This window comes from Paenibacillus sp. FSL H7-0943 (genome assembly GCF_037963265.1).
In the GTDB taxonomy this organism is placed as follows: Bacteria; Bacillota; Bacilli; order Paenibacillales; family Paenibacillaceae; genus Paenibacillus_AQ; species Paenibacillus_AQ odorifer.
In genome coordinates this window covers 975,306-988,127 of sequence record NZ_CP150148.1, presented here as the reverse complement: position 1 = coordinate 988,127, position 12,822 = coordinate 975,306, and the positions used below count along the sequence as shown (strand labels likewise).

General features: G+C 52.0%; 5 protein-coding genes and 1 rRNA gene. 1 reads left to right on the top strand and 5 read right to left on the bottom strand.

Annotation, left to right across the window (positions count from 1 at the left end):
* Positions 1 to 14 precede the first annotated feature (14 nt).
* A 16S ribosomal RNA gene (locus tag NSQ55_RS04240) occupies positions 15 to 1,572 on the bottom strand.
* Between the two features lie 472 nt (positions 1,573 to 2,044).
* Here NSQ55_RS04240 and NSQ55_RS04235 point away from each other — a divergent pair.
* The gene (locus NSQ55_RS04235; protein ID WP_076302934.1) at positions 2,045 to 2,332 is read left to right on the top strand and encodes a hypothetical protein; all 288 of its coding nucleotides are present in this window, start codon (positions 2,045 to 2,047) and stop codon (positions 2,330 to 2,332) included.
* Between the two features lie 44 nt (positions 2,333 to 2,376).
* On the opposite strand, the gene NSQ55_RS04230 is transcribed toward NSQ55_RS04235, so the two are convergent.
* From NSQ55_RS04230 to NSQ55_RS04215, 4 genes are read right to left on the bottom strand one after another with little or no spacing between them, the layout of a single operon-like run.
* Entirely contained in the window at positions 2,377 to 5,124 is a 2,748-nt protein-coding gene (locus tag NSQ55_RS04230; RefSeq protein WP_248549467.1) for an alpha-mannosidase, read from the bottom strand.
* A gap of 21 nt (positions 5,125 to 5,145) precedes the next feature.
* Entirely contained in the window at positions 5,146 to 8,367 is a 3,222-nt protein-coding gene (locus NSQ55_RS04225; protein ID WP_248549466.1) for an alpha-amylase family protein, read from the bottom strand.
* Positions 8,307 to 9,626, bottom strand: coding sequence for a glycoside hydrolase family 125 protein (locus NSQ55_RS04220; protein WP_076098666.1), 1,320 nt, complete (start codon positions 9,624 to 9,626; stop codon positions 8,307 to 8,309). The genes NSQ55_RS04225 and NSQ55_RS04220 overlap by 61 nt, the downstream gene beginning before the upstream one ends.
* Before the next feature lie 36 nt (positions 9,627 to 9,662).
* Positions 9,663 to 12,821 (bottom strand): glycoside hydrolase family 38 C-terminal domain-containing protein, encoded by a 3,159-nt coding sequence (locus tag NSQ55_RS04215; RefSeq protein ID WP_339171487.1) that lies wholly within the window; start codon positions 12,819 to 12,821, stop codon positions 9,663 to 9,665.
* Position 12,822: the final 1 nt, after the last annotated feature.

The following is a 12,822-nucleotide window of genomic DNA, read 5'->3' as shown; positions in this document are numbered from 1 at the left end:
ACGATTCTCCATAGAAAGGAGGTGATCCAGCCGCACCTTCCGATACGGCTACCTTGTTACGACTTCACCCCAATCATCTACCCCACCTTCGGCGGCTGGCTCCCTTGCGGGTTACCCCACCGACTTCGGGTGTTGTAAACTCTCGTGGTGTGACGGGCGGTGTGTACAAGACCCGGGAACGTATTCACCGCGGCATGCTGATCCGCGATTACTAGCAATTCCGACTTCATGCAGGCGAGTTGCAGCCTGCAATCCGAACTGAGACCGGCTTTGATGGGATTGGCTCCACCTCGCGGCTTCGCTTCCCGTTGTACCGGCCATTGTAGTACGTGTGTAGCCCAGGTCATAAGGGGCATGATGATTTGACGTCATCCCCACCTTCCTCCGGTTTGTCACCGGCAGTCACTCTAGAGTGCCCAACATTACTTGCTGGCAACTAAAGTTAAGGGTTGCGCTCGTTGCGGGACTTAACCCAACATCTCACGACACGAGCTGACGACAACCATGCACCACCTGTCTCCTCTGTCCCGAAGGCCGCTGCTATCTCTAGCAGATTCAGAGGGATGTCAAGACCTGGTAAGGTTCTTCGCGTTGCTTCGAATTAAACCACATACTCCACTGCTTGTGCGGGTCCCCGTCAATTCCTTTGAGTTTCAGTCTTGCGACCGTACTCCCCAGGCGGAGTGCTTACTGTGTTAACTTCGGCACCAAGGGTATCGAAACCCCTAACACCTAGCACTCATCGTTTACGGCGTGGACTACCAGGGTATCTAATCCTGTTTGCTCCCCACGCTTTCGCGCCTCAGCGTCAGTTACAGCCCAGAAAGTCGCCTTCGCCACTGGTGTTCCTCCACATATCTACGCATTTCACCGCTACACGTGGAATTCCACTTTCCTCTTCTGTACTCAAGCCACCCAGTTTCCAGTGCGACCTCAGGTTGAGCCCAAGGTTTAAACACCAGACTTAAATAGCCGCCTGCGCGCGCTTTACGCCCAATAATTCCGGACAACGCTTGCCCCCTACGTATTACCGCGGCTGCTGGCACGTAGTTAGCCGGGGCTTTCTTCTCAGGTACCGTCACTCCGGTAGCAGTTACTCTACCGGACGTTCTTCCCTGGCAACAGAGCTTTACGATCCGAAAACCTTCATCACTCACGCGGCGTTGCTCCGTCAGGCTTTCGCCCATTGCGGAAGATTCCCTACTGCTGCCTCCCGTAGGAGTCTGGGCCGTGTCTCAGTCCCAGTGTGGCCGTTCACCCTCTCAGGTCGGCTACGCATCGTCGCCTTGGTGGGCCGTTACCCCACCAACTAGCTAATGCGCCGCAGGCCCATCCCTCAGTGACAGATTGCTCCGTCTTTCATTCTTCTCTCAGGAGAAAAAAGAAATTATCCGGTATTAGCTACCGTTTCCGGTAGTTATCCCAGTCTGAAGGGCAGGTTGCCTACGTGTTACTCACCCGTCCGCCGCTAAGTTATTTTGAAAGCAAGCTTTCAAAATAACTCCGCTCGACTTGCATGTATTAGGCACGCCGCCAGCGTTCGTCCTGAGCCAGGATCAAACTCTCCAATTAGTATTGAAAAGAGCGATATGCTCATTTTGAAACATCTGACGAGAAAATTAATTCTCTAATTTGGATTTCACTTACGTGATTTCCTACTCACTCGTTGTTCAGTTTTCAAAGATCAAGTTCTCGTTGGCGCCGTTTAATGTCTCAGCAGCAACTCTTATACTATATCATGTTCGGCTATTTAATGTCAAGCTCTTTTTTTAACTTCTTTTTCGAGCTCGGCATGTGTACTTCTTGGCCGGACTTAGAATATATCATGTATAGAGATCCATTGCAAGCTTTATTTTAAAAAAACTAAACACATACTTCTCCGCAATTGTATCGCAACCGTATTCCCCTTTTCCGCGTCTATCTATTTAACATCAGAGCCCCTTCATACATAGGTATCAATTCCATTATTTTTTGGCAAAGAGGTGATTCATATAAAGACCTTGCATGATCTCTAGCTTCCCTCTAAAAGGAGGTTGGAGAATCAATGAGCAGAAGTGTGAAAAAGCAACCCGTGTGCAGCGACCAACAGAAAGATGGTTCATCATGGGCTAAAAAACAAGCCAATAAAGCCGTCCGCCGTTACCCTGGCGACATCCCTAAAGGGAAATGGTATCAGAAACTGTATAACAGCTGGAACATTTGCGACTACAGCTTTTACCAAACTAAACAGCAGGCGATTCATGAATGGGAAACAAACAATTGGATCCAGATGAGATTCCCCTCCCGCCAAGAGGCCATTCAAGATTGGCACAAGTCTTATAGAAGAAAGTAAATCAAAAGATGCCCCGGCAGGGAAGCCCCGGGACATCTTTTTACTTAGAAGCTTAATTTCGCACCTACAGTTACAATCTCAGATGGTCCGACCTCTAAGTGGTGAACCGAAGACGTTGCTCCTTGTAAAGCAGGGTTAGGCTGCTCTAAGATATTGCTTTTAAATAAATACTCTTGAGGACTGTTCACTTTCAGTTGCAACTCTGTCTGCTGAGCGGACATATTGTACCAACGCAAAAACAAGTCGCCGGAAGCTCCGTTCATTTTCATGGATGAGAAGGCCATGTTGTCTCCCTCCCAAACCAATGGGGTATATCCAGAGTTCAACTTCCCGCTATGCAGGCCGGTCTGACATACCGTCCAAGGAGTCTGGAATTGATAGGCCTCCGTAAATGCCCGTTGTTCACTTCCCTCACCAGAATGAGGAATCAGCTCCAGTTGTGCTGTGTATTCGCCCAGGCACTGAGCTTCCGGAGTTGGGAACCAGCCCCAATCCCCCAATTCCCCTACGCTGCGTAGCAAGGTGACGGCAATAGTATTGCGTCCATCCCGCAGAACCTCATATTCGTTCAATCCCTGGTTGGCTACCGTAAGTCCTACATTGCCATTGCTGACATCGACAAAGGATTGCTGATGTTGAGTGTTGCTCGGATTTGCCCATTCTGGTGCCGGATTATTGTCCCGTGTAGCCACTTCAAACATAGAATCCACACGATGCACATCGGTAGACAGATCGGTCGGGAACAGCATTCGTATCCGGTGATCCTTGGCTTGGTTATTAATTGTGGATTCAATATGCACACCTTTGCCTTCCCGCTCCAGCGATACGACGGTACGAAGCTTCAAAACCACCGTATTTACACTCCGCTGCGCTTTACGCTCAGGATAATACACAAGTGCACGCTGTTCCGCCTCCAAGGTGTCATCCGCCGAAGCCGGAATCTCCCAGTCTATTCGGATCTCAATGGCCGCACGGAAGGGAGAGTCTTCAATCACCTTAATAACTGCAGGCTGGCCTTTGGTCGTCAGCGCTTGTTCACCTTCTGGCTGCTTGTACATGTATTCATTGCCTACGTCTCCGGTATTCTCGTAAATCCCCAACTCACGATAAGTGGTACCGCTATGCTTATCCAATAACGTAAATGAACCATCCTCAGCAACAACTACCTTGAGAGATGCATTCTCCAAGCTGCGCTCTCCTTCTATTAAAGAGCTTCCCTGAGCGGATTCCGTAGTTGATTGTACCCAAGCGTAAGTACAAAGCCCAAGTGCAGGCACATTGCGTGCTTCAAAAGTAAGTCTCACTTTGCGGCACATATACGGCTGACGGAATTGGTCATCAGGCAGATCATAACCAAAGCTTAAACCCAGATCTTCCACTGTAGACGCTAATTCCTCCCCTGTGTGATCGACGAGAATCCTGCCGGACAAATCAACAGCCAGCATTCTGCGGGCGGTCTCATCCAAAGGATAACCCTCGCGCAGATATAACCGTTCAGCATCCAGCTCTATAGTTACCGTTCCCGTACGCTTCCACCCCGTGGTATTCATCACTACAAAAGGAACTGCATCTTCCCCATATGCGGAAAAGCCAGAAGTCTCCACTTGATCTGCGATAAACTTAGCACTGTCATCTATGATGCTCTCAGCAACATGCCGGCTTTTATCAAAACGAGTTACCATCTCACGATGCACTTCATCCACACTACAACCACAGATACTGTCATGCGGATGGTTCTGCATCAGCGTCTTCCAGGCATAGGTGAATAGATGGTGCGGGTAGTCCTGTCCGGACAGGCGGGCGATGGAGGCCAGCGGCTCGGCTACTTTTTCCAAAAGAGTCTGGCCCAGCTGGTTCATCTGCTTCAAATAAACCCGGGCTGAGGCTGTGTTCACTAAGGTGCCCCATCCGTCTGTACGCTGGCTGCGCAGTTCCCCTGTAACGGTGGAGAGCTCCCGCTGACCCGAGGATAATTGCTGATCCAAGGCTTGCAGATAGTCCGGGAAATTTGAATGCACGAACTTCACTTCAGGGTATAGCTTTTCGGCGGTGCGGATAGCTTCCGGCAAATCCAATTGCAGAGGCTGGTGGTCGCACCCGTTCATGAACAATAACTCCCCCGTTGAAGCATACTTCTCTGCATCCGCAAGCTTACGGTCCCAGAATTCCCGAGCCGCACCTTCCTCAACAGGAACTTCATTGCCGTTAGAATACCAGTTGGCAAATAGGATACCGAGAATTTTGGATCCATCCGGCCCTTCCCAGATCAGCTCGGAGAAAGAGGACTCATAACCTGCATCCGATACAGTGTTGTTAAATCCCGTAGGCTTCACCCCGCGTCCAAAAAAAGCATTCGTAATCCCTGACTGCAACATCAGCTGCGGAGTCTGTCCGACCAATCCAAAGGTATCAGGAAAATAACCGATTTTGGAAGGCTCACCGTATTTCTCGGCATCCTGATGGCCGATCTGCATATTCCGCACATTTGCCTCGCCGCTCGTCAGGAATGCATCCTGCAAAATGTACCAAGGTCCAATCAAGATTCGCCCATCCCGGATATACTTCTCCAGCTTCTCTTTGTTCTCTGGCCGAACCTGAAGATAATCCTCCAGAATAATGGTTTGCCCATCGAGGTAAAAACTGCGGAAGGCGGAATCTCCGTCCAGCTTGGCAAGCAGTGCATCCACCAGCTGAACCAGACGGACGTGGTGTTTCTCATAGGGCAAATACCATTCACGGTCCCAGTGAGTATGGGACACGATATGGGCTGTTTTGGTTGTTGTGTGGGTCATCTGTGCGTACACCTCAGTTCTTCAGCATTTATTAAGCGTAATGTTAACCTCTTCAGGTCTGTAGACAGCTACCAGCTTGCCCGCTGAATCAGCTGCAAACAACACCGAACGTTCTTTCTCCAGTAAAAATGAGTAGTGAGCTCCAGTTGCAGGATCTTTTATTTCAAGTCCGGCATCCCAGGCGTATTCAGATACGAAGATATACAATGAACAACCTTCTGCAAAAGCAAGCTTTCGCCCGTACACACCTGGCAGGTCTCCACCGCTGATCCATTCCAGCCCGGTTTCGATACCTGCGGCTTGTGCAGCATATTGGTAGAGCGCGGCGATCGGCTCGTCGCGGTCATTCAGTTCTAAAGGTAGCGGGCACCAGATCAGGCGACCTGTGCCAAGCTGGCGTTCGATGAGGTAATCACCCACACCACCTGAGCTAGACGAATCAACATCTGCATTTGCTGGCATTTCTTTGACTAGCTCCGCGATTCGCTTCTGTCCATAGGACACCGCAAACTTGCGTCCGTTCAATAGAAGCTGCTCCTCACGGTGCATGTTGCCAAGTTTACGGGCTCCTACTATTGCGTCCATACGATCCGAAGGCTGCCAATACGCATCTACCCCCAATGCTCCAGTAATGAGCAGAACGGCACCTGTACGCTCCACTATGTCGAGCAATTGCTGAAGGGCGTCATTATCCAGATTGTGCACACTCGGCAGGAGAATCAACTTAGCCGGCTCTGCCTCCAGCGGAGCCAGATCGTATTCCGATACGGCGCGGAAAGGCAAATGAAGCTGATAAGATAAGATCCGTGTCAGGCGGGTAGTCGCATCATAGGCGAGCTTCCGGTTAGAGAAGTCATTAGAGTAAGGGAAAACCACGGCAATCTCTTCCAGCTTCCGCCCGTCAAATAATCCCCCGGCTTCGCCGATGAACCGCCCAAAATCATAAGACACATCCGCTTCCGGCTTCTCAGTCCCATCGGCCCGCAGCGCACCGATCTGTGATTCATTGGCATTATCCATATAAAAGTTCGTGTTCCAGATCCATTGCACAGCCCCGGCACCTCCAGAAGCAAACGCATAGGCATATTTGCGCTCCAGCATGGCCCGCAATTCTTCCTCACTGCGTTTAGCCCGTCCGTCTGGCGTCTCTACGTACATGATGCCGGTCTCCTGAATGAGGTTCGGTTTGTGATGGGTTTTGGCAAAAATTCCATCCCAGAGCAGATTGTCATTCAACCACCAGCTGTGAACAGTGGTGTAATCGACTTCGCGCTCATAAAAGAACGGCGATGGCCGTTGGGCACCTAAAGCCTCATCCTGCCCTACGGTCACTAAATGATCTGGGCAGAGTTCCTTGATAGTCCCGCTAAGCTCCCTTGCCCATACGTTGTGCATGTCCATGGAGAACAGGCAGTAGTCGAGCCAACGTGTGCCGCGCTTCCCGGAATGAATATCCTGCACACTAAAGTTAATCTCTTCTCGCTCAGGAGGTTGTGCAGCCGCAAAATCCGGCAATTCCAGCGGCGTCATATTCCAGCGCTCTTGCAGCAAAGTTATATCACCATGGCGTTCTTCCAGCCAAGCAGAGAAAGCAGCGTGTTCATATTTATCTCGCGCCGAGCTCGGTCCGTCCGAGAAAATCCGCGGCGGATCGAACATTGACGGTTCATTGATCAAATCCCAATCCACATGGGTTGTCGTGCGATGCCGTGCGATGATGGAGCGGATGAACCGTTTTTGCGCTTCTACACTGCGCGGATCGAGATAAGGATTCGTCCCTTCCCAAGTCTCCGGTGTAAAGGAGAAGAACGTAAAGGTTACCTGCAGCTCATGCCGCTTCGCAGTCAGTAGAAAAGCATCAATCGCCCGCAGCACTTCTTCCGAGGCATGACCGTCTACCTGCATAATATTGCGGTAGGCTGTCCAGATGCCAGTACGAATCCAGTTGATGCCTGCCTTCCGCATCTGTGCCATATCCCGATCCCAGACATCAGCATTTGGCAGGAATAGAAACTTCCGCGCTACGTCAGAGGTCATATAAGTCATGCCGACAACAGGTAAAGGCTGACCGTCTTTGATAAAATAATCTCTTCCAGCCTTAATCGGTTCCCCCTGCGATAACAGGCCCACGTCATATCCCCAAAAGCCTTGACGCAACATCCGCACTTCGCCTTCTTCCGATACAGCATGGCAAGAAAGATGATACAGGCCAGGTTGAATTTCTATAGCAAGCGGTACACGTAGGAAGTTCAGCTCGCGACTGACCTCAAGCTTGCACTCGTGAGTGAAACATGGGATAGACTCCCCGTCTTTGTTCAGAGTGATGTTCAGGGTCCACTGCGCTGCTGTCGGTGACGATTGGCTACGGCTTAGCCGCTGACCCTGCAAAAACAGCAGCGGCCGCTCGCCTTCTTCATAAGAAGCATAGTTAGGCTTCAGCCACAGCTCTGTTACTCCCCGAGCGGCAAAAGTTGCCCAGCGGGTTAATGCTTCCGTTCCGCCTTGATTCCAGAAATCAGGCGTAAGCGGTTGGCCGATGAAGATCCAGCGGCCACCGGCAAAAGGACCGCCGATATGCTCCCACAGCACAGCTGGAGCTGAAACTTCCCGCCCGGCGGCGGTAATGCCCTTAAGCAGCGGGTAGATCCGCGTGTCCATGGGTCCACTGGAACCCATCTGCTCCGGCAGGTCACTGCTTTTAGTGACATGCGGCACCAGGTTCCAGGTATCCGACAGGGCCAGCAGCTGCTCATCGCCTACGAAGAGCGGAATGTCTCTAAGCGCGACATGCTGCTGTATGCGATCTGCGCTGCTCACCTGCAGCGCTTCATGGATATGCAGCTGGCGGTGATAGGCAGTCTGCTCAGCTTCGATCCGCCACTCTTCAGCGACTAGGCGGACTGGATGCTTAAACGGGGCACCGCCAATGCTGATCAAGCTGCCGCCTCTGCTCAAATAAGCGACGATGGAAGGCCAAGCCTCCTTCGGGAAGTATGGAGCATGGAAGCTAACGAAGCAGTCCCCGGCCTTGGCGCTGTCCAGCGTTTCGGCCAGCTGTGCTGCATGAACAGGAGGGTCAGTATGATGTATTCCTATAGACTGTGCCTGTTCCGCTGTCAGTCCGCCCGCTGCGGTATACCCGGGAAAAGACGGGTCCGCGAACAGGATGATACGGCCCCCGCTCACAGAATACCTTCCTTCATCGCCCGATAGACAAGCTGCGAGAACAAACTGTTCGACCATGCAAACCAGCTGCGGGTAAATACACTAGGATCATCCACATGGAAGCCTTCATGCATATATCCGGTTCCGGCATCCGTACTTTCCAGCATCGCAATCAGTTCCAGCTTCTCTTCGGCAGTCTGAGCCGTAATGCCCTGCATAGACAACGCCATATGCCAGATATAGTTCTCCGGAGTGTGCGGGCTGCCGATCCCTTTGGCAGCTGTGCCTTCATAATAGAACGGATTTTCTTTGCTCAATGCGAAACGTCTGGTGTTCTGGTAGATGGGATCATCCGCCGAAGCGTAACCCAGATACGGAATGGAGATCAGTCCGGGCGTTCCCGCATCGTCCATTAAGCAGTAATTGCCGAAGCCGTCGGTCTCATAAGCATAAATCGGACCAAACTCCGGATGGCGATAAATGCCGTAGAGCTTAATGCCATGATCCACTTCAAATTCCAGCTCTTTAAGTTCAGCCAGGAAGTCTAGATCGCGGAAGACCCACTCCGCGAATTCCTGCATCTGGCGCAGCGCGACAACAGCGAACATATTGCCAGGAATGTTGTAGTGGAAATCACAGGCATCATCGCTGGACCGGAAGCCCGACCAGATCATTCCGGTATAGTTCACCGGCATACCGAGACCGCTATTGCGCAGAGAATCTTCCGGAATGCCGTTATTGCGGCTGAACCGGTACGGAGACTGCTCGAAATGCCGCTGCTCTCTTTTGAACAAATCGAAAATCTGGCGCATGGCCGACTTGAACCCAGCGTCGAAGAAATCAGTCAGGCCCGTCTCTTTCCAGTAGGTATAAGCGAGGCGCACAACAAAACATAACGAATCAATCTCAAATTTACGCTCCCACACCCATGGCGACATCTCGGTCACATCCGTAGTGTTCCAGTGCCAGTCATTGGCCGACTCATTAAATGCATTGGCGTAAGGATCGATATGAATATACTGAATATGGCGTTTGATAAGACCGCCGATAATGCGCTGGAGATCGGGATCGTTTTTGGCCAGAGGCACGTATTGAATTACCTGCTCCACTGAATCACGCAGCCAGGAGGCCGGAATATCGCCGGTAATCACAAAGGTGGTTCCGTCATCCAGCAGTTTAGTCGTCGTCTCCAGCGTATTCGGAAAACAGTTCTTGAACAGCTGCAACAGCTTCGGGCGATGTGCCAGCTTCTCCTCTGCTTCGGCAAGCACTTCTTGTACGGCCTGCGGCAGCGGCAGCTGGGGCATTGCTATTTTGGGTAATCGGAATTGTTCCAAGTGAGTTATGCTCCTTTGCATCTGTGATGTGATTATTTAATTTCTGATGTAGATTGTTTTGATCTCGTAAGGGGCAAAGTGAAGTTCCAATTCACCGCCAGCCGTGTGTTCGATCAGTTCCAGCTGCTCTTCCAGAGCATTGGACAGGTAGACGCTCTGAACTGGATGCTGCCATTTGAGCTGAACCCGCTCGCGGCCTCCCGAGGATTCGTAGAAACGGAGAACAGTCCCCTGCCCGTCCTCGGATGGCTTAATCGTATCCAGCACCACATGCTCACCGGAGAATCCGATAAATGAGCCTGTTGGCGGCTGCTGCCCCTGTGTTGATGAAGCGGCAAAAGTATACAGCTCATGATTTAGCTCTGCTGCACGGCGAACAGTATGAGCCTCCCGCCAATCCCCACAATGCGGATATAGCGAATAGGTGAAGTCGTGCTCGCCGAGATCCGCAGTAGCATCCGGCCATTTCGGCGCGCGCAGGAGCGACAAGCGAATGGTACTGCCTTGAATGTCATAGCCGTATTTGCAATCATTCAGCAGACTGACGCCATATCCACGTTCGGATACATCGGCAAAACGATGCCCGCAAACCTCATACTGCGCCTGCTCCCAGCTGGTGTTGCGGTGGGTCGGACGTTCCAGCGCACCAAATGGAATCTCGTAAGTCGCCTTATCCGCGACAACATCAATCGGAAACCCTACCTTAAGCAGCTTATGGGCTTCGTTCCAGCTCACATGCGTCTGGAAATCAATCCGGGGATTATGGTGATGTAGAATCATATCCTGAGTAATCTCGGATTGGCCCAGCTTCCAGCGGAAGCGCAAAATATCCTGCACCGCACCAGTGCGGATCACTCCCTTTTCTATAAGTTCAGCCTCCCCGGCGGGTTGGGCTTCATAACGGTTGTCAATGTCCCAGGCATCCCAAAGCGTCGGACGGTCGTGGAAAAAGTGGAAGCGGTTCGCCGGCTCACCGGATTTTACGATCTCCCGGTTTCCTTTTTTATCAAAAAGACTGGTGATTTCTCCCCGCTCGTTAAAGGTAATACGATAATAGTCCGTCTCCCAACGGTCGCCGAAGGGAACAGCTCCTACAGCTGTTTGATTATGTTCAGCAGCGGCAGATTCTGCATTATTTTCAACGGATGTGTTCTGAGACAGATCACGAATCCAGATCGTTTTGTAACCAAAGGCTGGAATCTCCGGAACGAGAACCGAGACACCAGAAACTGCTGTCTCCTCCGTCAGGACATCTGCTTCCAGCAGTACGTTATCCTCGCCATACACCGCAAAGTTTCCGCTAGCGACTCCTTCTTCATTGAGGGCAAGTTCGACCACGGCATCCCGCATCCAACCCAAACCATTAAAAACAATGTAAGGTGTACCTTCGCCTGTCGTGTTAATGTTCCCGGCCAATGCCGCAAGCCCCGGCTGAAGCGCATCACGGCCAAGCTCAAATACCTCTGCGTATTCCTTCTCCGAGGTCTCGTAAGCTTCGGTAATCGCCGAGCCCGGAATAATATCATGGAACTGGTTCAACAAAATCAGCTTCCAGCCCTGATGCAGCTGCCCGGCAACTACGGCATGTTGCTCCGTGTCCAGCTGCGGCGAAGCTAATGTCTGCCACAGCTCCGCTTCACGGTACAACACTTCCGCCTTGCGGTTGTTCCGCTTGTTGCGGCCGTGCGTAGTGTAGGTGCCGCGGTGCAGCTCCAGATACAGATCGCCCCGCCACTGCGGCAGCTGCGGCTGACAGCGTGTAATGCCTGCGAAGAAATCCGCGGCATTACTGTATTTACTCTCCGGCTGGCCGACCATTAGCTCGGCACGCTGGATATATTCCAGCATCTCGCGGGTGACCCCGCCGCCGCCGTCACCATGCCCATAGAGCAGCATCTGCTCATTATGTTTATCTTTTTCGCGGAAGGACTGATAGTGTTCATGCACATCTTTGGGCAGCGTATTCTCATTGACCCCATGATTCAGGTAAGACAACATCGGCGTGCCGTCAATGCCGACCCAATGGAACAGATCGTAAGGGAAGACATTTGTGTCATTCCAGCCCAGCTTGGTGGTCATAAAATATTTGATGCCACCATGCTGCAGAATCTGCGGCAGAGAAGCGCAGTAGCCGAAGGTATCCGGCAGCCACTCAATCTGCGAGGTGCGCCCGAACTCTTCGAGATAAAAGCGTTGACCATATAGCATTTGCCGCATCAACGATTCTCCGCTCGGAATGTTCAGATCCGGTTCGATCCACATCCCACCGACCAGTTCCCAGCGTCCTTCACGGATGCGTGCCTTGACCTTCTCATAGAGTACCGGGTCATTGTCTTTCAAATATTCGAACAGCAGCGGCTGGCTCTGCGCATATTGATAGTCAGGATATTCGTCCATCAGGGCATTCACCGTCGAGAACGTCCGACTCGTCTTGCGCACGGTCTCGCGCGCAGGCCACAGCCAGGCAATATCGATATGGGACTGGCCCACCATGTGGATTGTTCCTTCGGCATGACTGCCGATCTCCCCGACTCTGCCCCGCAGCTTCTGCTCGATTCGCGAAATCTCACCACCCTCGCGGATCTCCTGCGTGGTAAGGCCAACGAATTGATCCATTGCCACATACAAAGCTTCCAGCATCCGCTTACGGCGCTGGTCCTGCTCAGGCAGCAGAATTGCCGAATCGCGAATCACTACTGCCGTGTACATTAGACTCTGCACAGGTCTATTCACCAGCACCAGCTGGCTGTGGATCATCCGAATCGGCGGCTGGATCACCGCCTGTTGATTTAATGGGTCCACCGGCTCGGGGACCGGATCGAAGAGTTCGATTTCCAGGTCCAACGGACGGCCAGATGGATCACCTGTCAGGGTCACAAAGGTATGATTGCGGTCAAGTCCTTGCCGCGATTCACCGTTCACCCGCAGCAGCCCTTCCCCACCTGAAGCAAAAATCAGCCCGATGTGGCCCGGCAGCCAGTTAGCCGGAATCTCCAAAGTACGGCGGAAGAAATAGGTCGTTCCTTGCACACTCGGGAACAGATCATAATTGCTGCCGTCCTTATAAGGCTGCAGCTTGTCATACTGTCCCGGCAATTGATACACCGAGGACAGAATCTCCCAATCGCGCAATTCCTCCACCTCTAGCCATTGCTGCTCGGAGAGCTCGCGGATGAAGCGTTTAATGCGTTCCATG